This is a genomic window from Rhodanobacter ginsengisoli (genome assembly GCF_042657065.1).
In the GTDB taxonomy this organism is placed as follows: domain Bacteria; phylum Pseudomonadota; class Gammaproteobacteria; order Xanthomonadales; family Rhodanobacteraceae; genus Rhodanobacter; species Rhodanobacter ginsengisoli.
Genome location: NZ_JBHSNF010000004.1, coordinates 91175 through 113801, shown reverse-complemented (window position 1 = coordinate 113801; position 22627 = coordinate 91175). Strand labels below are relative to the sequence as shown.

The window sequence follows — 22627 nt, the reverse complement described above, 5'->3', positions numbered from 1 at the left end:
TGCCTGCCCACCCTGCCCGATGAACAGTCCCGATGAATACTGCTGAGTCCAAGTCGTTGCGCAAGAGTCGCCTGTACCTGCTGCTGATCGCGCTGGTGTTTGCCGCGCCGATGATCGTGGCGGGGCTGCTCACTTATGGCGGCTGGCAACCTTCCGCCAAGGGCAATGGCCAGCCGATCGTGCCGCAGCGCAATTTCGTCGACGAGCAGCTGCGCGTGCAGCTGGCGGATGGTCAGGCGTATGCGTGGCGCGACAGCGAGCCGCGCATGACCCTGCTGGCGCTGGCCGGGCCGGATTGCGCCGCGCGCTGCCTCGATACACTGACCGCCATGGCCAAGGCGCGCGTGATGCTCAGCCGCAACCAGTCACGCCTGCGCCTGCTCTACCTCGGCACGCCGCCGGCCAATGCCGCCGATCGCACGGCGATGGCGAGTTACTGGCAGCTGGGTCGGGACGTCGACGGCAAGCTGGCCCGCTACCGGCCGGCGACGCCGGACAGCGTCAGTGCCGTGCTGGTGGAGTCCAATGGCACCGCGTTGTCGTTCTACCCGGCGGGCTTCGATGCGGCCGGCCTGCTGCGCGACCTGCGCAAGGTGATCAAGTGAGCTCGCCGCGCGCGTTGAGGATCCTGCGCGGCCTGTCCGTGCTTGCCGCGGTGTTTGCGTTTGGCCTGGTGATGTTCGGTGCGTTCGTGCGGCTGTCCAATGCCGGCCTGTCCTGCCCGGACTGGCCGACCTGCTATGGCCAGGTGAGCTGGCCACAGCATGCGCAGGCGGTGGCCCATGCGGACGCGGCCTTTCCGGATCGTCCCTACGAGGCCGACAAGGCATGGCGCGAGCAGGTCCACCGGTTCCTCGCCGGCACCCTGGGCATGATGGTGCTGGCGTTGGCGCTGCTGGCGAGCTGGCGCCGACGCGGTGCGTTGCTGGCGGTGCTGCTCGGTGCGGCGTTTGCGGCGGTCGGGGTCGGGCTGTACATGGGCGGGGAACACTGGTGGTCGTCGCTGCTGGCGGTGTGCGCGATCGCGTTGCCGCTGCTCGCCGCGATCCGCTTGCCGCGACCCGGCGCATGGCGGGTCTGCGTGCTGGCGCTGGCGGTGATCATCTTCCAGGCGATGCTCGGCATGTGGACGGTGACCTTGCTGCTGAAGCCGATCGTGGTGATGGGGCATCTGCTCGGCGGCATGACCACGTTTGCGCTGCTGGCCTACGCCGCGCTGCGTTTCGCCGGCGTGGCGGCAGCGGACGGGCGCCTGGCCGATCTGCGCCGGCTGGTGGTCGTCGGCCTGGTGCTGCTGTTCTGCCAGATCGCGCTGGGTGGCTGGACCTCGGCCAACTACGCGGCGCTGGCCTGCGGCTACGGCCCCGGTTCGTTCCCGCAGTGCCTGGGGCAATGGGCGCCGCCGACGGACTTCGGACAGGGTTTCGTGCTGTGGCGCGGGATCGGCGTCAACTACGAAGGTGGCGTGCTGGACATGGCCGCGCGCAGCGCGATCCAGCTGGCGCACCGGCTCGGCGCGCTGGTGGTGTTCTGCTATCTCGGCTGGCTGGCATACAAGCTGGCCCGGCGGGGCCTGCGCGGCTTCGGCTTCGCGATCGCGCTGGCGCTGACCAGCCAGGTGCTGCTGGGCATCAGCAACGTGTATTTCGGGCTGCCGCTGGCGGTGGCGACCGCGCACAATGGCGTGGCCGCGCTGCTGCTGTTCACCTTGCTGGCCACCCTGGCGCGCACGCAGATCCGGCGTGACGAGTCGATGTCCCTGCCGCTGGAGCCACGTTGAATGGATACGTTTCGCGAATATCTGCAATTGACCAAGCCGCGCGTGGTGGCGCTGCTGGTGTTCTGTGCGGTGATCGGCATGTTCCTGGCGGTGCCGGGCATCCCGCCGTGGCGGGCGCTGGTGTTCGGCACGCTGGGCATCTGGATGGCCTCGGGCTCGGCTGCCGCGTTCAACCACCTGATCGACGAGCGCATCGACAAGCTGATGGCGCGCACCGCGCGGCGCCCGCTGGCCACCGGCTCGCTGACGCCGCGCCAGGTGCTGGTGTTCGCCGTGCTGCTCGGCATCGCCTCGATGCTGGTGCTGGTGCTGCTGGTCAACACGCTGACCGCGGTACTGACGTTTGGCGGACTGATCGGCTATGCCCTGGTCTACACCGCGTACCTGAAGCGGGCAACGCCGCAGAACATCGTGATCGGCGGACTCGCCGGGGCGATCCCGCCGGTGCTGGGCTGGACCGCGGTGACCGGCCACCTGCATCCGTTCGCCCTGCAGCTGTGCCTGATCATCTTCGTGTGGACGCCGCCGCACTTCTGGGCGCTGGCGATCTTTCGCCGCGACGATTACGCGCGGGCCCAGGTGCCGATGCTGCCGGTGACGCATGGCGTGGTCTATACCCGCTGGCACGTGCTGTTCTACACGATCCTGCTGGTGCTGGTGACCCTGCTGCCGGCACTGACCGGGATGAGTGGGCTGATCTACCTCGGCGGCGCGGTCGTGCTCGACGTGGGTTTCCTGTATTACGCCGTGCGGTTGCTGAATCCGCCGGACGAGTGGTTCGCGATGAAGGTGTTCAAGTATTCGATCGTGTACCTGATGGCGCTGTTCGCGTTCCTGCTGTTCGACCACTGGCTGGTCGAACCGATGGTGCAGCAGAGCCTGCTGTTGAGGCAGGTCATCTGAACCGCCGGATGGCCGCCGCGATCGCGCAGGAACTTTCGCGCGTGCCGGCGTTGACAGTTCCGCAACGCAGCACGACAATGCGCGCGCCCTCCGGCGCGTTGTGCCGGTGGGCTCCCAGTCCTGACAAAACAAGGCATATGGACGTTTACCCTAGTCGCAACGTCGACATCCGCTCGCTTCGGGTGCCGGCGCCGCACAACAACTTGAACGCCTGCGGCGACCGCCTGCGGTCGGCTGGTGCTTTCCTGAACTAGGGGAAAGTCCGGCCCACCTCCGACGACGCCCATGGCGTCGTTACGAGGAGATGGGCCGATGAAGCTCCTTCGCGAATTTTCCCGCCTGTGCGTTGCAGGCATGCGTGCCGCCTCCGGTCGGCGTGCCGCCGTGCCGTGCGCATTCAACGTGACCGTGCCGGCGCCGCTGGCCAGGTCGGCCAACGACGACAGCGCCGTGGCGGTAACCGAGCTGCCGCGCGTGACCGCCGTGGGTGTATCGACGCGGCGGCGCGAGCCGGCGTCGTTCCTCAAGGCTGTCCGCCATCGGCGGATGGGCTCCGGCCGCTGATGGTCGTATCCATCCGCCGCAACAACTGGCCTCCCCCGCCTCGACGGGGTTGCAGGCATGGGCGCACGGGCGACCCGACTTTGTAAGGTGAGGGCGGGCTGACGCCGCCAGCGCTTCGCGACAGCAGCCATCCGGCATACGGAAGCAACGCATGAGCAAGATTTCCAACCCATCCGTCGGCAGGATGGCGGGCAACAGCGGCTCCCGCTCCGTGCCGGCCGCGGTGGTGCAGCAGGCGTTTCGCGATACGGCGTCGCTGCTGGCGGCGCTGGATACCGCGCCGCACGGCCTCGACGAGGGGCAGATCAGCGAACGGCTGCACCGCGATGGCCCGAACGAGGTATCGCGCGAAAAGCCGCCGCACTGGTCGCTGCAGCTGCTGCGTGCGTTCAAGAACCCGTTCATCGTGGTGCTGCTGGTGCTGGCCGGCGTGCAGCTGTTCACCGATCGCGGCGACCTCACCGGGCCGATCATCATTGCGGTGATGGTGGCGATCAGCGTGTTGCTGAGCTTCACCCAGGAGTACCGCTCCTCGCGCGCGGCCGAACAGCTCAAGGCCATGGTGCGCAACACCGCCACGGTAACCCGGCGGGCCTCCGACGGGCACAGCGAGCAGATCGAGGTGCCGGTGGTCGAGCTGGTCGCCGGCGACATCGTGCACCTGGGCGCCGGCGACATGGTGCCGGCGGATCTGCGCCTGCTCAGCGCCAAGGACCTGTTCATCAGCCAGGCGATCCTCACCGGTGAATCGCTGCCGGTGGAAAAGTCGGCTCCGGCCCGCGTGCCGCCCGACGCTCCCGGCCACGGCAATCCGCTGGATCTGCCCACCGTCTGCTACATGGGCACCAACGTGGTCAGCGGCACCGCCACGGCGGTGGTGCTGGCCACGGGCGCGCACAGCTACCTCGGCTCGCTGGCACACAGCATGACCGGTCAGCGCGTGCAGACCAGCTTCGACCGGGGCATCAGCAGCGTCAGCTGGCTGCTGATCCGTTTCATGGCCGTGATGGTGCCGATCGTGTTCCTGATCAACGGCCTGGACAAGCACGACTGGACCGAGGCGTTCCTGTTCGCCTTGTCGGTGGCGGTGGGCCTGACCCCGGAGATGCTGCCGCTGATCGTCACCGCGAACCTGTCCAGGGGCGCGCTGGCGATGTCGCGGCGCAAGGTGGTGGTGAAGCGGCTCAACGCGATCCAGAACTTCGGTGCGATGGACGTGCTGTGCACCGACAAGACCGGCACGCTGACGCTGGACAAGATCGTGCTCGAGCGGCATCTCGACCTGGACGGCGAGGAGTCCGGCGAGGCGCTGGAATACGGCTATCTCAACAGCCGCTTCCAGACCGGCCTGAAGAACCTGATGGACAAGGCGGTGCTGGCGCATCGCGACCTCGAAGCGGCGGCGATGCGTTACCGGGTGGTCGACGAGATCCCGTTCGATTTCCAGCGCCGGCGCATGTCGGTGGTGGTCGCCGACGGCGCCGGCGAGCACCTGCTGATCTGCAAGGGCGCGGTGGAGGAGATGCTGGCGATCTGCAGCCACGCGAGCAGCGGCGGGATAGTCGAGCCGATGACCGACGAGCGCCGTCACCAGATCAAGGCGATGACCCATCGCCTGAACGAGGATGGCCTGCGCGTGCTGGTGGTGGCGGTGCGGCGCGAGCCGGCGCGCGCGAGCGCCTACGGCGTGGCCGACGAGAGCGGGTTGATCGCGGTCGGCTGCCTGGCCTTCCTGGACCCGCCGAAGGACTCGGCCGCCACCGCGATCCGCGCGCTGCACCAGCACGGGGTCGAGGTGAAGGTGATCACCGGCGACAACGAGGCGGTGACCCGCAAGATCTGCCGCGAAGTGGGGCTGGATGTCACCGATTCCGTGCAGGGCCGGGACATCGAGATACTCGATGACGTCGCGCTGGACGCGCTGGTGGCGCGGGTCACCGTGTTCGCCAAGATGTCGCCGCTGCAGAAGGCGCGGGTGGTGCGCTCGCTGCAGCGGCTCGGCCACACCGTGGGTTTCCTCGGCGACGGCATCAACGATGCGCCGGCGCTGCACGATGCCGACGTCGGCATCTCGGTGGATACCGCCACCGACATCGCCAAGGAGTCGGCCGACATCATCCTGCTCGAGAAGAACCTGATGGTGCTGGAGGAGGGCGTGATCGAGGGCCGGGTCACCTTCGGCAACATCATGAAGTACATCAAGATGACGGCCAGCTCGAACTTCGGCAACGTGTTCAGCGTGCTGGTGGCCAGCGCCTTCCTGCCGTTCCTGCCGATGCTGCCGCTGCAGATCCTGGTGCAGAACCTGCTGTACGACATCTCGCAGCTGTCGATCCCGTTCGACCGCATGGACGAGGAATACCTGCGCAAGCCGCGCAAGTGGGATGCCGGCGACATCGGCCGCTTCATGGTGTGGATCGGTCCGGTCAGCTCGATCTTCGACCTCACCACGTTCTGGCTGATGTGGCACTACTTCGGGGCCCGTTCGCCGGCCCACCAGTCGCTGTTCCAGTCCGGCTGGTTCATCGAGGGCCTGTTGTCGCAGACGCTGATCGTGCACATGATCCGTACCCGCAAGATCCCGTTCCTGCAAAGCGTCGCGGCGGCGCCGGTGCTGGGACTGACCCTGGCGATCATCGTCATCGGCATGCTGATTCCGTCCAGCGCGCTGGGCGCGAAGATCGGCATGGCGCCGCTGCCACTGGTGTACTTCGCCTGGCTGGCGCTGACCCTGGTCAGCTACAGCGTGCTGACCCAGCTGATGAAGCTGATCTACATGCGGCGCTACGGCCGCTGGCTGTAACCGTTGCCGAGGGCATCGGCTCAGTCGGCTTCACGGCTGTCCTCCAGTGCGGGTTGAAGGCCCTGCGCCGCATAGCGCCGGGCCACCACCGCGCACACCAGCAACTGCAGCTGGTGGAAGATCATCAACGGCAGCACCAGCGCACCCAGGCCGCCGAGGTGTCCGGCGAACAGGACCCTGGCCATCGGGATGCCGCTGGCCATGCTCTTCTTGGAGCCGCAGAACACGATCGCGATCTCGTCCTCGCGGCGAAAGCCGAGCCGTCGCGCAACCCAGGTCAGCGTCGGCATCACCAGTGCCAGCAGCAGCGCGCATATCGCCAGGGTCGCGAGCAGGGCGGACAGCGGCGTGTCGCGCCAGAGGCCACCGACCACCGCGGCGCTGAAGGCGCTGTAGACCACCAGCAGGATCGTGCCCTGATCGGTGAGTCCGAGCAGCGGCTTGTGGCGATCGACCAGGCCGCCGATCCAGCGCCGCGCGACATGGCCCAGCACGAACGGCAGCAGCAGTTGCAGCACGATATACAGCACGCCGTGCCACGAGGGGCCACCGCCGTGGCTGGCCAGCAACAGGCCGACCAGCAGCGGGGTCAGCACGATCCCGAGCAGGTTCGACATCGAGGCGCTGACCACGGCCGCGGCGACATTGCCGCCGGCGATCGAGGTGAACGCGATCGAGGACTGCACCGTCGAGGGCAGCATGCAGACAAACAGCACGCCCAGGTAAAGCTCGGGTGTCAGCAGCGCATGACCGAGCGGCCGCAACGCCAGCCCGAGCAGGGGGAACAGCACGAACGTGCTGGCAAACACGCACAGGTGCAGCCGCCAGTGCTTCATGCCCTGCATGATCGCGGCCCGGGGCAGCTTGGCGCCATGCAGGAAGAACAGCAGCGCGATCGCCGCATCGGTGATCAGGTCGAAGGCCCGCGCCGCCTCGCCCCGGCACGGCCACAGCGAGGCCAGCGCCACGGTGGCGAGCAGGCTCAGCGTGAAGTTGTCCGGACGCCAGCGACCCCACCCCATGTCGTCGATTCAATCCTGCTCGCACTGGGCCCGGCGGCGATGGCGCCACCACGACACCAGCACGATCAGCAGCAGCACGCCGGCCAGAATCCACAGGCTGGTCTGGCCGCGACGGATCCAGGTCACCAGCCATTCGTGGTTGTCCGCCCCGAGATAGCCCAGGTAGACCCAGAACGGCACGCTGATCAGCGCAGCCAGTCCGTCCAGCAGCAGAAAGCGCAGGAACGAGACCCGATGGGTCATGCCGGCAGTGAGGTAGACGGTGGTGCGCATGCCGGGCAGGAAGCGCGCGATGAACAGCATGCGGTTGCCGTAGCGGTGGAACTTGTCCTGCACCCTGGCGTAGCGCGACGGGGTGAGCACGCGGGCCACGAAACGCCACTGCATGATGCGCGCGCCGTAGTGATGACCGAGCAGGAAGATCGCCGAATCGCCCAGCAACACGCCAAACATCGCCAGCGCGAACATCACGTGCACGTTGGCGTAGCCGAGCCCGGCGATCACGCCGCCGGCGACCAGGGTGATGTCCTCCGGCAGCGGCAGTCCGGCACCGCAGATCATCAGCGCGATGAACACCGCGATATACCCGTTCTCGGCGAAGATCGTGATCAGGTGTTGCAGCAGATCCATCAAGATCCTGGTGCCTCTGGCGAAACCTGCCCGGTCGAAGCGGGACATGATCCCACAGCAGGATGACGGTGGATGGGATGCGCGGCAGGATGACCTGCGAGGTCGCTCGGGCGGTGACGGCTCATCGGGATCAGGCCGAAGCGGCCGGCGACCGGTTGCGGGCTGCCAGCAGTTCGCGCAGTTCGGCCTTTTCGGCACTGTCCAGCGGGCCCTGGCTCATCTTGGCGTGCAGGGCGTCACGGCGTTGGGTGGTCGCCTGATCCTCCATCCGCAGCAGGGCGTCGAGAAATTCGGTGCGCTGGGTTTCCGGCTCCCCCACCGAGATCGTCGCCATCAGCTTCTGCAGCGAGGGATACTCCTGCCGCTCGGCAAAATGCTCCACCAGCATGGCGGAGTTGATGCCGGGGCGCGAACGCGCGATGTCGAGCAATTCGGCCAGCAGCTCCACGCCGGGCTTGTCCAGGCGCAGGAAGCGATACGGCTTCTCGACCTGATCGGCCAGCGCCGGCTGCGCCAGCAGCAGCGATATCGCGCTGCGCACCAGGCTGCGCTGCACAGCCACCGGCCGTTGCAGCGCGCGATGGGCGGCCGGATCGGCCTGCAATATGGCGCGCGCGCCACTGCGCTTTTCCAGCTCCTGCGCCATCAGGTCGCGGAACGCGCCATCGGGCAGTTTCGCGATCAGCGGACGGGCGCGTTCGGCGAGCCGGGCGCGACCGTCGAGGCTGGCCATGTCCACGTCGTGCGACAGCTCGTTGAAGAAGTAGTCCGACAGCGGCATCGCTTCCTTGGTGCGCTTCTCGAAGCCTTCCCGGCCTTCCTTGCGCACCAGCGAATCCGGGTCCTCGCCATCGGGCAGGAACAGGAAATACGCCTGGCGTCCGTCGCGCAGTCGCGGCAGGGCCGATTCCAGCGCCTTCCAGGCGGCAGCGCGGCCGGCGCGGTCACCGTCGAAACAGAACACCACGTCGGGCGCGGCGCGGAACAGCACCTCGGTGTGCTCCGGCGTGGTCGCGGTGCCCAGCGTGGCCACCGCGATCGGCAGCCCGGCCTGGTGCAGGGCGATCACGTCCATGTAGCCCTCGACCACGACGATCCGCAGCAGGTTCGCATTGGCCTGCTTGACCTGCCACAGCGCGAACAGCTCGCGGCCCTTGTGGAACAGCGGGGTCTCCGGCGAATTGAGGTATTTCGGCGACTGCTCCGCGCTCAGCACCCTGCCGCCGAAGGCGATCACCCGACCGCGTCGATCGAGGATCGGGAACATCAGCCGTTCGCGGAAGCGGTCGTATTTGCTGCCGCGTTCGTTGCTGGCGACCATGCCGGCCTCATTCAGCAACTCCATCCGCCGCGGGCTGTTGCCCAGCGCCTTGATCACGCCGTCGTAGCCGGCCGGGGCCCAACCCAGGCGGAAACGGGCAATGGTCTCCGCGTCGAGACCGCGCTTGCGGCAATAGGCCTGGGCCTCGGCGTTGCGCGGCAGCTCGCTCTCATACCAGCTGGCGGCGCCGTCGAGCAGTGCGTACAGGTCGGTCTTGTCCTCGCGCGGAGCGGCCTCGCGGCCGCCTTCGCGCGGTACCTTCAGGCCGACCGTCTGCGCCAGTTCCTCGACCGCATCGGGAAATTCCAGCCGGTCGTAGTCCATCACGAACTTGATCGCGCTGCCGTGCGCGCCGCAGCCGAAGCAGTGGAAGAACTGCTTGGCCGGGCTGACCGAGAACGACGGCGAGCGCTCGTTGTGGAACGGGCAGCATGCGGTCCACTCGCGTCCGGCCTTCTTCAACGGCACGCGCCGCTCGATCACGTCGACGATGTCGACGCGGGCAAGCAGTTCATCGATGAAGCTGTCGGGAATGAGGCCGCGCATAAGGGGGCTAGTTTAGTCGGTTGCCGCCGGGGAGGCTCGACCGGATTGCACCAGCCTGGGCCGGAATTCCGGCCGGGGCGGGATGCGATGGTCGGATCGGCCTTGCTCCAGGCACTGGGCGGCGCGGATCCACCCAGCCACCGCTCCGGGCCGGCGGGGTTTGACTATCTGTCCGCGGCGTGGTGCCTGCGCGATCCGTGACGGGTCGGTCAGAGCACGATGCTGAACACGCCTATCACGGCCAGCATGGCCAGCACGAACAGGATCACGAAGCACACGAACAGCACCTTGGCGATCGTGGCGGTGGCGCCGGAAACGCCGCCAAAGCCGAGCCAGCCGGAAATCAGCGAAACGACGGCGAAAACGATGGCCCACTTCAGCATGTGTTTCTCCTGCGCGATGATCGCTCGCGCGGGGTAGATCCAGCGAGTCGAGGAGGTTTTGTAACCAAGCCGGTGTGAACGCGATGCATGGTCGAGCTTGCCGGCGCCGTGCTTGCCGGCCGGCAAGCCCTGGGCGTTCCGCCTGCTGACGGAGTGGTTGCCGATGTTTCTGCCGGCGTTGCGCGGAACCCGAAGCTCAGCCCGCCAGGCGTGCCTTGATCTTGCCCGAGACCACGGCCATGTCGGCGCGGCCGGCGGCCTTTTCCTTCACCGCCGCCACCACCTTGCCCATGTCGCGCGGCGAGCTGGCGCCGGTTTCACCGATCGCGGCGGTGATCAGGGCGTCGATCTCCGCCTCGTCCAGCTTGGCCGGCAGGTAGGTCTCGATCACCGCCATCTCGGCACGTTCGATCGCCGACAGGTCCTCGCGGTGGGCGGCATCGAACTGGCTGACCGAATCGCGCCGCTGCTTGAGCATCTTTTCCAGCGTGGCGAGGATCTGCACATCGTCCAGCTCGATCCGCTCGTCCACTTCGCGCTGCTTGATCGCAGCCAGCATCAGCCGGATCACACCCAGCCGATGCTTCTCGCCGCCGCGCATCGCGTTCTTCATGTCTTCGGTGAGCTGCTGCTTGAGCGTCATGGCGGGAGCCTTTGAAGTGGGGGAGGCGGGCGGAGTATCCATTCTACGAAAACGACAAAGCCGGCGTTGTCCCTGGGGACAACACCGGCCGGTTCGAATCCGAGAGTTTGCGGTGGCTGCGAGAACCCGCGCCGACCGCGTTTCCTGTGCAGGCGGCGCCGCAGCGCCGCTGGATCCGCCGAATCGGCCGGATCAGGGGAAACTCAGTACAGGCGGACCTTGCGCGAGACGTCGCGCGACAGGCGGCGCAGGTGACGCTTCACGGCGGCGGCGCGCTTGCGCTTGCGCTCCTGGGTCGGCTTTTCGTAGAACTCGCGCTTGCGCGTTTCAGCGAGCACGCCGGCCTTTTCGCAGGTACGCTTGAAACGACGCAGAGCGATCTCGAACGGCTCGTTCTCGCGAACTTTTACGTTGGGCATGGAAACTCCGAGTGGTAATCTGCCCGCGGTTGCAGGACAGTCAAATATGGTGAGCCGCGAATTATACCGTGGATAACAAAGAATTTTCAAAGTCCCTTCAGCGCAAGCCGATTCTGGGTATCGAAACGTCCTGTGACGAGACCGGCGTGGCGCTGCTGCGCTGGGAGCCGGCGGCGCCGGGCGGCGGCCTGCTGGCACATACGCTGTACAGCCAGATCAAGCTGCATGCCGACTACGGCGGGGTGGTGCCGGAGCTGGCCAGCCGCGATCACGTGCGCAAGCTGCTGCCGCTGATCCGCGAGGCGCTGGCCGAGGCGGGACTGACCGTGCAGGATCTGGGCGGGGTGGCCTATACCGCCGGCCCGGGACTGGTCGGTGCGCTGCTGGTCGGGGCGTCCGCGGGGCGGGCGCTGGCCTGGGCGCTGGGGGTGCCGGCCATCGGCGTGCACCATATGGAGGGCCACCTGCTGGCACCGCTGCTGGAGGACGACCCGCCGGAACCGCCGTTCGTGGCGCTGCTGGTGTCCGGCGGCCATTCGATGCTGGTCGAGGTCGAGGCGATCGGGCAGTACACGATCCTCGGCGACACGCTGGACGATGCCGCCGGCGAGGCGTTCGACAAGACCGCCAAGATGATGGGGCTGCCGTATCCCGGCGGGCCGACGCTGGCAAGACTGGCCGAACAGGGGCGTGCGGGCGCGTTCCGCTTCTCGCGGCCGATGACCGACCGGCCCGGGCTGGATTTCAGTTTTTCGGGCCTGAAAACCCAGGTCCTGCTGGCCTGGCAGCAATCAGACCAGGCCGACCAGACCCGCGCGGACATCGCCCGCGGGTTCGAGGAGGCGATCGTCGACACCCTGATCATCAAGTGCCGCCGCGCCCTGCAGGCCTGCGGGGCAAGCCGCCTGGTGATCGCCGGCGGGGTCGGCGCGAACCGCAGATTGCGCGGCGAACTGGCCGCGGCAGCGGCGAAGGACGGGTTCCGGGTGTACTTTCCGCGACTGGATTTCTGCACCGACAACGGTGCGATGATCGCCCTGGCCGGCGCGATCCGGCTGGCCAGTGGCCAGCATCAGGATGCCTCGGTGGAGGTCCATCCGCGCTGGGATCTGCAGACGCTGCCGGCGGCGTAACGCGCGGTCACCACTGGTTGCGACCGGGCAGCAGGCCCTTCAGCTCCGCTTCGGTGAGGTTGCGCCACTGGCCGACCTTGAGATGGGCCAGCTTCACGTTGTCGATGCGCACGCGGCGCAGCTGGGTCACGCGGTAGCCGAATGCGGCGGCCATCAGCCGGATCTGCCGGTTCAGGCCCTGGGTCAGCACGATCGAGAAGCCGAACCTGGCGATCCGGCGCACCCGGCAAGGCTGGGTCATCTGGCCATGGATGCGCACGCCCCTGGCCATGCCGGCCAGGAACTCGTCGGTGACCGCCTTGTTCACGCCGACCAGGTATTCCTTCTCGTGGTGGTTCTCCGAGCGCAGGATCTCGTTGACGATGTCGCCGTTGCTGGTCAGCAGGATCAGCCCTTCCGAATCCTTGTCCAGCCGTCCGATCGGAAAGATCCGTTGCGGATGATCGACGAAATCGATGATGTTGCCGTCGACATTCTTCTCGGTGGTGCAGGTGATCCCGACCGGCTTGTTCAGGGCGATGTAGACGGCCTTCTTCGCCGCCGGCGTGGCGGCCAGCTGGCGCATGCGCACGACCTCGCCATCCACGCACACCTCGTCGCCGTCCAGCGCCTTGGCGCCGGTCGTGACCACCTCGCCATTGATGGTGACGCGGCCGGCCAGCAACAGCTCGTCCGCCTCGCGGCGCGAGCACAGGCCGGCCTCGCTGATGTACTTGTTTACGCGCATGGGGCAGCAGTGAGTAAAGAGGAGTGAGAAACGAGAGGTAGGAAGCGAGGCGGGCTGGAGCTTTTACTCATTTCTCACTCCTCTCCACTCTTTCCTGCGCTCAGGACCGCAGCCCGATGCCGCGCTTGAGCAGGTGCAGCGCCATCAGCGACAGTCCGACGACGAACGCCAGCATCACCGCAAAGGCGGTGCCGATGCCCACGTCGCTGATGCCGAGCACGCCGAAACGGAACGCGTTGACCATGTACAGGATCGGGTTGATCCGCGAGATCGCCTGCCACGGCTCACCCAGCATGTTGACCGAATAGAACACGCCACCCAGGTAGGTCAGCGGGGTCAGGATGAACGTCGGCACCAGCGCGATGTCGTCGAATTTCTTCGCGTAGACCGCGTTGACGAAGCCGGCCAGGGCGAAGATGGTGGCGCCCAGCAGCACCGACAGGAAGGTGATCAGCGGGTGCACCACCTGCAGGCTGGTGAAGAACAGCGCGATCAGCAGCACCAGCAGGCCAACCACCAGGCCGCGCGCCACCGCGCCGGTGACGTAGCCGGTCAGGATCACCCAGTTCGGCATCGGCGACACCAGCATTTCCTCCACCGAGCGCTGGAACTTGGCGCCGAAGAACGAGCTGGAGATGTTCGCGTAGCTGTTGTTGATGATGCTCATCATCACGAGCCCCGGCACGATGTATTGCATGTAGGTGAAGCCGCCCTCGATGCTGCCGATGCGGCTGCCGATCAGCTTGCCGAAGATCACGAAATACAGCGTCATCGTGACCATCGGCGGAATCAGCGTCTGCGTCCAGATGCGCACCACGCGCATGATTTCGCGACGGGTGATGGTGTACAGCGCCACCAGGTTGGTCGAGGTGCTCATGCGGTTTTCTCCTGGCGTGCCGGCTCGAGTCGACCGTTCTCGACCAGTCGCACGAACAGCTCCTCCAGCCGGTTGGTCTTGGTGCGCATCGAGTTCACCGTGATGCCGCAGTCGGTGAGTGCGGCGAACAGCGTGTTGAGATCCTGCTTGCGCGCCATCTCCGCTTCCAGGGTGTGATCGTCGATACGGTGCAGGGTGATCCCCGCCACGGTCGGCAGCGTGGCGGGCGTCTCGGCCAGATCGAGCACGAAGGTTTCGACGTCCAGGGTTGCCAGCAGGCGCTTCATGGTGCTGTTCTGGATGATCGTGCCGTGGTCGATGATCGCGATGTTGCGGCACAGCTGCTCGGCTTCCTCCAGATAGTGCGTGGTCAGGATCACCGTGGTGCCGGCCGCGTTGATGCCGCTGATGAACTGCCACATCGAGCGGCGGATCTCGATGTCGACGCCGGCGGTGGGCTCGTCCAGGATCAGCAGCTTCGGCTCGTTCATCATCGCCCGGGCGATCATCAGGCGCCGCTTCATGCCGCCGGACAACTCGCGCGCCTGGTGATGCGCCTTGTCCCACAGGCGCAGCTCCCTCAGGTATTTCTCCGCGCGCTGGGCGGCGATCCTGCGCGGGATGCCGTAGAAGCCCGCCTCGTTCACGCAGATGTCGAACGGCTTCTCGAACTGGTTGAAGTTGATCTCCTGCGGCACCAGCCCGATCAGCCGCATCGCCTCGTTGCGCTGCTTGTTGACCGACACGCCAAACACCTGCGCGTCGCCGCCGGTGGAGTTCACCAGCGAGGACAGGATGCCGATCAGGGTGGACTTGCCGGCGCCGTTCGGGCCGAGCAGGGCAAAGAAATCACCGGGTTCAACGGTCAGGCTGATGCCCTTGAGGGCCTCGACGCCATTGCTGTAGGTCTTGCGCAGATTGTCTACGACAAGCGCGGGGGTGGGGGACATGGGCTGCACCGTGGGGGTCAAGCCGCCTATTATACGGGGCTGTCTCCTTTCGTCCGGCCCTGCCCGGCGCACGCACCGTTCCGGGAACCCCCATGGCCGACCACTTCCAGCTCCGTCTCGTCGACAGCTTCATGCTCGCCCCGGCGGTGCGTCACCTCGTGTTCGAGCGGGTCGACGGCCAGCCGCTGGCATTCCAGCCGGGCCAGTTCCTGCAGGTCCACTTCCACTACGACGACGGCACCGCGACCAAGCGCAGCTACTCGGTGGCCACGGTCGGCGACGGCAGCTCGCCGGTGCAACGCATCGAGATCGCGGTGAGTTATGTCGAAGGCGGCGCGGCGACCAGGCTGCTCGGGGAACTGCCGCATGGCGGCGTCATCGAGGCCAGCGGCCCGTACGGTCGATTCTGCCTGCAGCCGACCGACACCCACCCGCGCTACCTGCTGCTGGCCACCGGCACAGGCGTCACGCCCTACCGCGCGATGCTGCCGCAGATCGAGAAGCTGCTGGCCGGCGGGGGCCGCGAAGTGGTGCTGCTGTATGGCGCACGCAACGAGGGCGAGCTTCTGTATGGCGAGGAGTTCGAGGCGTTCGCGCAGAGCCACCCCGGCTTCATCTTCCACGGCTGCCTCAGCCGCCAGGCGCGGGCCGTGCCACGTTCCACCGATCGGAGTGGTCACGTGCAGAACGTGCTGGCCGAACTGGGCCCCAGCGCCGAGCGTGACATCGCCTACCTGTGCGGCAACCCGAACATGGTCGACGCGGCGTTCGCCACGCTGAAGGAGTTCGGCCTGCCGGTACCGCAGATCCGTCGCGAGAAATACATCAGCTCGCGTTGATCAAGTTTGGTCCGGCAGCGCCGATACCATTGACAGCCCGCTGGTTCCGCCTGTCACGGAATCGCGGGTGCCTGTCTGGCGATTGATCACGGCCGTTTCACGTCCTGCGCGCCTATATGGGCGTCCCCGGAGACCGAGCCTGACCGCGGCCCAGCGTCCGGATATCACCGCATAGTGTGACCTCCGTCTCATTACCGAGAGCCGGTGGCTCCAGCCCCGTCAAGATCGTACCGAACCGGCCGAGAGCCACTCATGAGGCCCCGCAATCTGCGGAGTGCACCTCAAGAGGTGAACGGTATGACAGGTCCGTTTTTCAGCTTCAGCCTGGTGGGATGTGCGCTTGCACTGAGCCTTGTTGCCTTGAACGCCAGGGCGGCGGATGGCCGGGTAATATTTTCTGGCGCCATCGTTGAACCCACCTGTCATGTCGACCAGCGGAATCTCGATATGGCGAGCGCGGTTCCGGCGCCCTCTCGGGTTGCCTGTGCTGGCGCCTCTGGCGTTACCTCTGTGGCTCCGCAGGCCTACACACTGAACATTACGCATCTTTCAACCGAAACGCCGGATCGTCTGCTGCGATATTTCGCTGGCTATGTCAAGGAAGGTGGCGCCGATATTGCGGCTGCCCGCTTGGTCACCCAAACCTACGACTAGGGGGCGGGATCAGGCGTGGCTTATTGATAGGACAATGTGAACGTCGCGCTGGCTTGGACTGCCCCCGCTCCCACCGGGGTGCCTGTCTGGAAGTAGCGAGCAAAATAATTCACGGAGAGATTGCCATTCGGAGTCGCGCCGACGGTCTGCGCGCTGCCGAAGTTCACCGCCGTGCCGGTGCTGTCCAGCAATTGCACGCCGATTCCGTTGGCCCCCCCGCTGGATGGGGCGATGACGCCCGGCTTGCCTGCAACGGCTGCAGGTGAATCCAGCTGGATTCGCAATGTCGTGCCGGATGAACAGGTCAGGCCGATCGCAAACGGCGTGGTGCCAGCGACCGAGCCCACGCCAGAAAAGTTGACGTTCGAAACAGCAGGTAGCGTGACGGTGATGCTCTTTGTGGTTACCGTGCAGGCCGGCGCCACAAAGGTGGTGGTGTTGGTGATCTGGATGACGGCGTCGGTGATCTGGCCGGTGCTGCTGCCCGCCTGGAACCTGGCGAGCTGACCCGTCTGCAAGAGGCTGCCGTTGTTGATGGTGCCAGTCTTGACCAACTCGATGGTGACCGCGTCAGATTCCTGCCACGACTTGCTGCCATCCAGGCTGAAATAGGGATAGGGGTAGATGTAGCTGCCCTTTTGCAAGATCCGGTAGCCCACGCCAGCCACGCCGCTTTCAAACAGGTTCACGTTCTTGGGCGGGGTGTTGGCGGTGGCGATATTCTGCAGCCCCCATGCATTGCCGCTGCCGCTGCATTTGAAAGTGACGGTTGGGCTGATGCCTGTGGGTGACGACGTGTAAATCGTGTCCCCTACGACAGCATTGGGATCGACGGTGATCGTCGTGGGTAGGGTGACGAAGTAGGTTCCGGTGCTGCTGTTGCCGTTGAAACTGCAGTCGGCATGGGCTCGTTCGCACATGCCCAGCATGAGTACCAGCACCAGGACGACGGCGTAAGCATATCCGACAGGCGGATGCCTGCCGGGAATTCCACCGTCTTCTGCCGGCGCTGGATACCATCGGCTCGTATGGATCATGGCTGCCCTCGGTCGGCCGTGGCGATTGTGGGAGTTGTCATCTGACAGGTAGCGTTGACCGTCGTGTAGCCGCTCGAACCGGGTGCAGCCGTCGCCGGTGCTGCCCGGTAGGCGAACGAGCATGCGCGCGCGACGCCCGCGTCGTTCTTCCAGCGCACGGTCAGTGCGCCGGCGTCGCCGACCCCGCGCAACAGGATGTGTCCGGCCTGACCGACGACGCCAAGTACCTGTCCGCCGGCATTGACCACTTCGGAGCCGAACGGTACCGCGTTGCCATCGGCCATGCGTACCTGCACGATCAGCATGCGCCCGGCCTTGGTCTTGAAACGCAACATCACCACGGATCCGGCGTAGGGTGCCACCTGGGCGCTGGTGGCCTCCAGTTGCACATTGAGCGGCATGCCCTTGGGATCCAGCTCCACCGTGTTGAGGTTGTAGGGCGTGAGATAGGGCACCAGCGCATGGCCGGAATGGTCGACCCGCAATCCTACCGTGTTGTTGACCCGGGCTCCGGCTGCATCCGGCGCTATCACGATGCCGACGGTATCGCCGATCGACTGGCCGAAGCTGATGCCACCCGGATAGGCCACGATGGCGCCGGATGCACCGAGTGAAGCCTGCGAGTAGCCGCTGCCCCTGCCGTAGCTGGCATTGAGCTGCGCATAGGATCCACGGTAGCCACCGTAGATGCTGGCCGCGGTGCCGGCACCGTCGCCATGCGATGCAGTGGCGCCGTAGTTGTAACGGTTGTCGACGCCCGCGCTGCCATTGACCGACAGCTGTTCCAGCGCGCGGCCGCTGTCGTCGCGATTGAGGTTGCCGGTGAGGTTCGGCGCGTAGGCACGCTCGCCGAGGGGCAGAGAGAAGCTGATGAAATACTGGTTGCGGTAATGCTGGTCGAGGTCGCGCACGCGGGTGGCCGAGATGCTGTAGCTCAGCCGATGGAAGCGGTTGTTGTAGCCGAGCTGGAATTGCAGGTCGGTACCGGTGCGGTTCCAGTAGTCGCGGGCGGAGCCGCTGGCATACAACGCGCCGCCGCGGGTGCCCAGCTGCTGGTTGAGGGTGAGGTCGAAGCGACTGCGCTGGCGATCAAGCTGCCCGGTGATCGGGTCGAGTCCGCTGCTGCCCAGCAGCAGGTTGCGCTGGGCCGGAGTCAGCACGCCGGGAAGGTTGGTCGGAGCACCGCCGTTGAGCTGCGACAGCAGCAAGGGATCGGTACCCGCGGGGTAGAGGCCGCCACGCGCGTAGTCGCGTGCCAGCATGGCGTCGCGCAATCCCAGGTAACCGCTGGTGGAATAGCGGTAGGTGGCCACGGTCAATGACGTGTTGGTCTCGGGCAGGATCTTGCTGTAGCTCAATCGCAGACTCTGGCCCGTCAGGCTCGACTGACCCGGGATGACCGTATGTGCGGCGGTCAGGTCCATCGCGAATGCGCCATAGTGTGTGTTCAGCGCGGTCCCGATCTGGGCTGCGGAATAACCACTGGTACCGACCAGGCCGGCGTAGCCGGTCAGCAGATTGGTGAAGCCGTGCTGCACGGTGGTCTCCGCCAGCAGCGGGGTGTGCAGCATGGACGTATCGCGCAATTGGCCGAGCGCGACGTTGAAGCGGGAGACGCCCGGGCGCAAGAGCTGTGGCACCGAGGCGAACGGGACGGAGAACGTGTTCACCCGCCCGTTGGCCTCGGTGACGGTGACCTGCAGATCACCGCCGTAGCCGGTCGGGTAGAGATCATCGATGACGAACGGTCCCGGCGAGACGGTGGTTTCGTAGATCACCACGCCGTTCTGACGCACGCTGACCTTGGCGTTGCTTTCGGCCACGCCGCGCACGGTGGGAGCGTAGCCACGCAGCGAGTTCGGCAGCATGCGGTCATCGGTGGCGATGCTCACACCGCGCAGGCGGACGCTGTCGAACAGGTCACCGCTGGTATAGGCGTCCCCCAGCGTAAGCGCGGCATGCCAGGCCGGCAGATCACGACGCACGTAGGTGTCGATGTTCTGCCACTGCCGACGCGAAGGCTGGCCAGCTACGCCCGACTGCCAGTTGAGCGCCGAATCCTCACGCAGGTGCCACAGGCCCAGATTCACGCCCGCCCGGAGGCCGAGGTAGGCCGAGGTCTGGGCGAAGCCGGCATTGCTGCTGCGATAGCTGTTGAAGTTGTAGTTGAGCAGCATGGCCGGCACGCCGGCGTCCCAGTTTTCGGGGCTTACGTAACCCCGCGGACGACGTCCCAGCCACGCCTGTGGCACGCTGGCGTCGAGCCGCAGGCCGGATTGATCGAATGTCAGGCTCGCCCCGGGAATCAGGCTTTCGAAGTCCGCGCACGAGTCGGGGTTGGCCAGTGCGGCCCGCTGCTTGCCGGACAGTTTGTCCAGTGGCAGACCGAGCTGCTCCAGCAGCGTGTTGCTGATGCATGCCGTGGCGCTTGCGTCCGGCTTGCTGGCGGCGAAGCGCACATCGCTGCGGCCGACCCAGAGGTCATTGAGATAGATGTCTACCCGATACGTGCCCGGCAACACGGGGTTGCCACGCTCGAATCGCGACAGGTCGGTCGTGTTCTGCCCCGCCCCGGACAACATGCTGCGGTCGAATTCGGCTTCAACCGGACCGCTGCCATCGGCAGTGGCGGCCGTCGCCGAGGCCGAGGCGGCCGCCCGGCAATTCGGGATCCAGCCGAGAAGTGCGCAGGCAATGGCCACGCCCAGCACACCGCGCTTGCAGGCGGCGGAGCCGCCATATGCAAACGAAGCATGGGCGCTGGCATGCCTTGGGGTCACGGCGTGACCGTGGCCGTGAGCGGCGCTAGGGCACCGTAGTCATTGATCGTGTTGAAGTGGATGGGAGTGCCGGCAGCCGGCGCCTGCTTGAGTTTCGGCACGGACAGGCGCAGGTCGGCCATCGGCGCGACCATGCCGGTGTCTGCTGCGTATGACGTCCCCGCCACATCCACCGTCAGGTCGGCGAAGGTGAGGTAGTACGGCGTAGGGTTGTGCACCAGCAGCGCGACACCCTTGTCGTCAGCGGCAGCCTTGAAAGTCAGCAGAGCTGGTGCCTTCGTCGAATCGCCTTGCAGATCAGCGGGGCGATAGAACAGCTTCAGCCGCGACCGGATCGCAAGTTGCAGGAAATTCGTGTCCGCGCTCTGCGGGCCGCTCGGCTTGGGTGGGACTTCCAGCACATTTAGCCAGAACAGCGACTCACGATCGGCAGGCAGCCGCCCGTGCATGTAGATGATGCGCAGGCTCTGGTCCTTGTGCGCTTCCATGCGAAACAGCGGTGGCGTGATCAGGAACGGCGTGTCGACCTTGTCCGGCGTGGAGTGCACATCGCCGCGATCGATCCAGGCCTCGACCAGCGCGGGCTTGGTGTTGTCGTTGGTCAGCCGCAGCGTGACTTCACCATCCTTGGCCGGAAAGACTACCCGGGTACCGGCGATCAGGACATTGGCGTGTGCAGCAGCCGAGATGCAGAGGCACATCGCGAGGAAAGCCGCGCCCACGGCGCAGACTGAATTCTTCATCGGAAGCACCTCAAGGGAAACTGTTGATCAAAGCGATCGGGCACCATCTCGATGGCTCGAGATGGTGCCCGGGGTGGCGCTTAGTTGTAGACCATCGAGAACGTGACGCTGGTCGCTACGTCGCCGGGACCGGCGGCACCGGTGGCGTAGTAACGGGCGAAATAGTTCAGCGTGGCGGTGCCACCGCTCACCGCGAAAGAACCAACGCCGCTGCTCGGGGCGGCCGAACCGATGACGATCGGTGTAGTGCCATCGCTGTTGACGAGCTGCACGTTGACGTTGGAGGCGAGGCCGCTGTTGTTCAAACGACCGGCGGCGTTGACGTTCGGGCCGGCCTCGAAATAGGTGGCGGCCTTGGTCACGCCAGAGCTGCAGCCGGTCAAGCCGATGCTGAAGGCCGTCTGGCCTGCCGTGTTGCCGGCAGCGCCGAGCACCGTGGTGGCTACGGTCGGCAGCGTCACGGTGGAGCCCGAGGTGCCGGTGACGGCCACGGTGCAGGTTGCTGCGTTGACCTGGCCATTGATGGTGATGGTGCCGTCGGAGGCGCGTGCGGTGCTCGGAGCGAAGGCGGCAAAGCCGAAGCTGGCAATCAGGGCGGCGGAGAGCAGGGTCTTGTTCATGCGTTCTTTCCTAATTGGGTGGAGATTCTTGATTGGAAGGCTGAAGTTGTTTGAGGGCTGTTTCGTTAGCAGCCCGGTTCATAGCAGGTTTTGGCAGGAGTTAAAGCAAGCTGCATGCCAAATATCATGTAAACGATTTCGCGGGCATCGGGGTTGACTTCCCAGAATCCGCTGGCTCCAGATGGCGACCGGCATCTGTAGCGTTGTAGGACATACCTGACAAAAACTGTCATCGGGAAAGTGCGAACTGCGTCACCTTTATTAACATAGAAATCACAATTCCTCCATTGAAGTGAGACTTGGATCACGCGTTTGCTGCGAAATGTCAAGTTAACTTGACATGAGGCTGACGCTTGATTAAGCTCGATTTGTCAAGTGTCCTTGACATACAACCGGAGAGTCCCTTGAGTCAGGTTCGTCAGCTCCATCGGCGTTACCAGCGTGAGTTCTGGCCGGCGATCGCGGCCTATGTGCTGATCATGTTTTTCCTGTGGCCGCTGTTGCCGCAGGTGCAAAGCCGGCTGCTGGCGACCGTGCTGGCCCTGCTGCCGGTGGTGCCGGTGCTTTTTGTGGTGCGCGCCATGGTCCGGCTGGTGCAGGGCAGCGACGAGCTGGAGCAGCGGATCCACCTGATCGGCCTGGCCGTGGCGACGACCGTGGTGAGCACGTTCAGTCTGACCGGGGGGTTCCTGGCGGCAGCCGGCATCGTCAAGCTGGATGGCGCGGTCCTGATCTGGATCTGGCCTGCCCTGGTGGTGATGTATGCAGTGGGGCGTGGCTGGGCCAGTCGCCGCTACGGTGGCGGGGGCGCTGTGCTGTGCAGCGACGGGGCCGCCTCGCATTGGCGGCTGCTGCTGATCGCCGGATTGCTCGCTGCCGTCGCCTGGCTCGGGCGCCATCGGATGCGCGACTACCAGCTCGGCATGCTGTGCGGCATCGGCGCGGCGCTGGCGGCATGGGGCCTGCTGCTGGCGATCCTGCATTGGCGCCGGCAGCGGCGTGGCGACCACGAAGCGTCGTGATGCCCGGCCGACGCATGGCTTCGGCGCCCGCCCATGAATAACCGCGTGCGCGAACTGCGCGGTGATCAGGGCTGGTCGCAGGCGGATCTGGCCGAGCGGCTGGACGTCTCGCGGCAGACCATCAACGCGATCGAGACCGGCAAGTACGATCCCAGCCTGCCGCTGGCGTTCAAGATCGCGCGGCTTTTCGGCCGTCCGATCGAATCGATTTTTGTACCGGGTGAGGAATGA

Annotated in this window: 23 protein-coding genes; 10 read left to right on the top strand and 13 right to left on the bottom strand. The window is 65.9% G+C overall.

What is annotated here, in order from left to right; genetic code table 11:
- Positions 1-32 precede the first annotated feature (32 nt).
- The 5 genes from ACFPPA_RS16610 to mgtA all read left to right on the top strand — a co-directional run bounded on the left by ACFPPA_RS16610 (position 33) and on the right by mgtA (position 6050).
- Entirely contained in the window at positions 33-605 is a 573-nt protein-coding gene (locus ACFPPA_RS16610) for a hypothetical protein (protein WP_377321938.1), read from the top strand.
- A complete protein-coding gene (locus ACFPPA_RS16605; RefSeq protein WP_377321936.1) occupies positions 602-1780 on the top strand; it encodes a COX15/CtaA family protein in 1179 nt (392 codons plus the stop codon). The genes ACFPPA_RS16610 and ACFPPA_RS16605 overlap by 4 nt, the downstream gene beginning before the upstream one ends.
- Entirely contained in the window at positions 1781-2683 is a 903-nt protein-coding gene (gene cyoE, locus ACFPPA_RS16600; protein ID WP_377321934.1) for a heme o synthase, read from the top strand.
- A 312-nt stretch (positions 2684-2995) separates the two neighbouring features.
- Positions 2996-3247, top strand: coding sequence for a hypothetical protein (locus ACFPPA_RS16595; RefSeq protein ID WP_377321932.1), 252 nt, complete (start codon positions 2996-2998; stop codon positions 3245-3247).
- A 184-nt stretch (positions 3248-3431) separates the two neighbouring features.
- On the top strand, positions 3432-6050 hold the full coding sequence (gene mgtA, locus ACFPPA_RS16590; protein ID WP_377322238.1) for a magnesium-translocating P-type ATPase: 2619 nt from the start codon (positions 3432-3434) through the stop codon (positions 6048-6050).
- 20 nt (positions 6051-6070) lie between these two features.
- On the opposite strand, the gene ACFPPA_RS16585 is transcribed toward mgtA, so the two are convergent.
- The 6 genes from ACFPPA_RS16585 to rpsU form a co-directional block, all read right to left on the bottom strand.
- Positions 6071-7072, bottom strand: coding sequence for a bile acid:sodium symporter family protein (locus tag ACFPPA_RS16585; RefSeq protein ID WP_377321930.1), 1002 nt, complete (start codon positions 7070-7072; stop codon positions 6071-6073).
- Between the two features lie 9 nt (positions 7073-7081).
- The gene (locus ACFPPA_RS16580) at positions 7082-7702 is read right to left on the bottom strand and encodes a DedA family protein (RefSeq protein ID WP_377321929.1); all 621 of its coding nucleotides are present in this window, start codon (positions 7700-7702) and stop codon (positions 7082-7084) included.
- 130 nt (positions 7703-7832) lie between these two features.
- On the bottom strand, positions 7833-9569 hold the full coding sequence (dnaG, locus tag ACFPPA_RS16575; protein WP_377321927.1) for a DNA primase: 1737 nt from the start codon (positions 9567-9569) through the stop codon (positions 7833-7835).
- Between the two features lie 209 nt (positions 9570-9778).
- Positions 9779-9952 (bottom strand): DUF1328 domain-containing protein, encoded by a 174-nt coding sequence (locus ACFPPA_RS16570; protein ID WP_377321925.1) that lies wholly within the window; start codon positions 9950-9952, stop codon positions 9779-9781.
- A gap of 196 nt (positions 9953-10148) precedes the next feature.
- Entirely contained in the window at positions 10149-10595 is a 447-nt protein-coding gene (locus tag ACFPPA_RS16565) for a GatB/YqeY domain-containing protein (RefSeq protein WP_377321924.1), read from the bottom strand.
- Between the two features lie 203 nt (positions 10596-10798).
- Positions 10799-11014, bottom strand: coding sequence for a 30S ribosomal protein S21 (gene rpsU / locus ACFPPA_RS16560; protein WP_007081639.1), 216 nt, complete (start codon positions 11012-11014; stop codon positions 10799-10801).
- A gap of 68 nt (positions 11015-11082) precedes the next feature.
- On the opposite strand from rpsU, the gene tsaD reads away from it, so the two are divergent.
- Positions 11083-12147: a tRNA (adenosine(37)-N6)-threonylcarbamoyltransferase complex transferase subunit TsaD gene (gene tsaD, locus ACFPPA_RS16555; protein WP_377321922.1), complete on the top strand. Its 1065-nt coding sequence runs from the start codon at positions 11083-11085 to the stop codon at positions 12145-12147.
- 7 nt (positions 12148-12154) lie between these two features.
- Here the strand turns inward: tsaD and ACFPPA_RS16550 are convergent, their stop codons facing one another.
- The 3 genes from ACFPPA_RS16550 to ACFPPA_RS16540 form a co-directional block, all read right to left on the bottom strand.
- On the bottom strand, positions 12155-12874 hold the full coding sequence (locus ACFPPA_RS16550; protein ID WP_377321920.1) for a pseudouridine synthase: 720 nt from the start codon (positions 12872-12874) through the stop codon (positions 12155-12157).
- 100 nt (positions 12875-12974) lie between these two features.
- Positions 12975-13751 (bottom strand): ABC transporter permease, encoded by a 777-nt coding sequence (locus ACFPPA_RS16545; protein WP_377321918.1) that lies wholly within the window; start codon positions 13749-13751, stop codon positions 12975-12977.
- Complete coding sequence (locus tag ACFPPA_RS16540) at positions 13748-14701, bottom strand: ABC transporter ATP-binding protein (RefSeq protein ID WP_377321916.1); 954 nt, start codon at positions 14699-14701, stop codon at positions 13748-13750. The genes ACFPPA_RS16545 and ACFPPA_RS16540 overlap by 4 nt, the downstream gene beginning before the upstream one ends.
- A gap of 92 nt (positions 14702-14793) precedes the next feature.
- Between ACFPPA_RS16540 and ACFPPA_RS16535 the strand changes: the two genes are divergently transcribed.
- Entirely contained in the window at positions 14794-15540 is a 747-nt protein-coding gene (locus tag ACFPPA_RS16535) for an FAD-binding oxidoreductase (RefSeq protein ID WP_377321914.1), read from the top strand.
- Between the two features lie 297 nt (positions 15541-15837).
- Entirely contained in the window at positions 15838-16194 is a 357-nt protein-coding gene (locus tag ACFPPA_RS16530) for a fimbrial protein (protein WP_377321912.1), read from the top strand.
- Between the two features lie 20 nt (positions 16195-16214).
- On the opposite strand, the gene ACFPPA_RS16525 is transcribed toward ACFPPA_RS16530, so the two are convergent.
- The 4 genes from ACFPPA_RS16525 to ACFPPA_RS16510 form a co-directional block, all read right to left on the bottom strand.
- Positions 16215-17231, bottom strand: a complete 1017-nt coding sequence (locus ACFPPA_RS16525) for a fimbrial protein (RefSeq protein ID WP_377321910.1) — start codon at positions 17229-17231, stop codon at positions 16215-16217.
- On the bottom strand, positions 17228-20011 hold the full coding sequence (locus tag ACFPPA_RS16520) for a fimbria/pilus outer membrane usher protein (protein ID WP_377321909.1): 2784 nt from the start codon (positions 20009-20011) through the stop codon (positions 17228-17230). Before ACFPPA_RS16520 ends, ACFPPA_RS16525 begins: the two co-directional genes overlap by 4 nt.
- Positions 20008-20733, bottom strand: coding sequence for a fimbrial biogenesis chaperone (locus ACFPPA_RS16515; RefSeq protein WP_377321908.1), 726 nt, complete (start codon positions 20731-20733; stop codon positions 20008-20010). Before ACFPPA_RS16515 ends, ACFPPA_RS16520 begins: the two co-directional genes overlap by 4 nt.
- A 101-nt stretch (positions 20734-20834) precedes the next feature.
- Positions 20835-21374 carry a fimbrial protein gene (locus ACFPPA_RS16510; protein ID WP_377321906.1) on the bottom strand — a complete coding sequence of 180 codons (540 nt, stop codon included), beginning with the start codon at positions 21372-21374 and terminating at the stop codon, positions 20835-20837.
- Between the two features lie 404 nt (positions 21375-21778).
- On the opposite strand from ACFPPA_RS16510, the gene ACFPPA_RS16505 reads away from it, so the two are divergent.
- The gene (locus ACFPPA_RS16505) at positions 21779-22396 is read left to right on the top strand and encodes a hypothetical protein (protein WP_377321905.1); all 618 of its coding nucleotides are present in this window, start codon (positions 21779-21781) and stop codon (positions 22394-22396) included.
- Positions 22397-22429: 33 nt separating this feature from the next.
- Entirely contained in the window at positions 22430-22627 is a 198-nt protein-coding gene (locus tag ACFPPA_RS16500; protein ID WP_377321903.1) for a helix-turn-helix transcriptional regulator, read from the top strand.

Excerpts from the sequence above, each read along its gene's own strand:
- ACFPPA_RS16610 (WP_377321938.1), top strand. The coding sequence starts at position 33 with ATGAATACTGCTGAGTCCAAGTCGTTGCGCAAGAGTCGCCTGTACCTG.
- cyoE (WP_377321934.1), top strand. The coding sequence starts at position 1,781 with ATGGATACGTTTCGCGAATATCTGCAATTGACCAAGCCGCGCGTGGTG.
- ACFPPA_RS16595 (WP_377321932.1), top strand. The coding sequence starts at position 2,996 with ATGAAGCTCCTTCGCGAATTTTCCCGCCTGTGCGTTGCAGGCATGCGT.
- mgtA (WP_377322238.1), top strand. The coding sequence starts at position 3,432 with ATGGCGGGCAACAGCGGCTCCCGCTCCGTGCCGGCCGCGGTGGTGCAG.
- ACFPPA_RS16585 (WP_377321930.1), bottom strand. The coding sequence starts at position 7,072 with ATGGGGTGGGGTCGCTGGCGTCCGGACAACTTCACGCTGAGCCTGCTC.
- ACFPPA_RS16580 (WP_377321929.1), bottom strand. The coding sequence starts at position 7,702 with ATGGATCTGCTGCAACACCTGATCACGATCTTCGCCGAGAACGGGTAT.
- dnaG (WP_377321927.1), bottom strand. The coding sequence starts at position 9,569 with ATGCGCGGCCTCATTCCCGACAGCTTCATCGATGAACTGCTTGCCCGC.
- ACFPPA_RS16570 (WP_377321925.1), bottom strand. The coding sequence starts at position 9,952 with ATGCTGAAGTGGGCCATCGTTTTCGCCGTCGTTTCGCTGATTTCCGGC.
- ACFPPA_RS16565 (WP_377321924.1), bottom strand. The coding sequence starts at position 10,595 with ATGACGCTCAAGCAGCAGCTCACCGAAGACATGAAGAACGCGATGCGC.
- rpsU (WP_007081639.1), bottom strand. The coding sequence starts at position 11,014 with ATGCCCAACGTAAAAGTTCGCGAGAACGAGCCGTTCGAGATCGCTCTG.
- ACFPPA_RS16550 (WP_377321920.1), bottom strand. The coding sequence starts at position 12,874 with ATGCGCGTAAACAAGTACATCAGCGAGGCCGGCCTGTGCTCGCGCCGC.
- ACFPPA_RS16545 (WP_377321918.1), bottom strand. The coding sequence starts at position 13,751 with ATGAGCACCTCGACCAACCTGGTGGCGCTGTACACCATCACCCGTCGC.
- ACFPPA_RS16540 (WP_377321916.1), bottom strand. The coding sequence starts at position 14,701 with ATGTCCCCCACCCCCGCGCTTGTCGTAGACAATCTGCGCAAGACCTAC.
- ACFPPA_RS16535 (WP_377321914.1), top strand. The coding sequence starts at position 14,794 with ATGGCCGACCACTTCCAGCTCCGTCTCGTCGACAGCTTCATGCTCGCC.
- ACFPPA_RS16530 (WP_377321912.1), top strand. The coding sequence starts at position 15,838 with ATGACAGGTCCGTTTTTCAGCTTCAGCCTGGTGGGATGTGCGCTTGCA.
- ACFPPA_RS16525 (WP_377321910.1), bottom strand. The coding sequence starts at position 17,231 with ATGATCCATACGAGCCGATGGTATCCAGCGCCGGCAGAAGACGGTGGA.
- ACFPPA_RS16510 (WP_377321906.1), bottom strand. The coding sequence starts at position 21,374 with ATGAACAAGACCCTGCTCTCCGCCGCCCTGATTGCCAGCTTCGGCTTT.
- ACFPPA_RS16500 (WP_377321903.1), top strand. The coding sequence starts at position 22,430 with ATGAATAACCGCGTGCGCGAACTGCGCGGTGATCAGGGCTGGTCGCAG.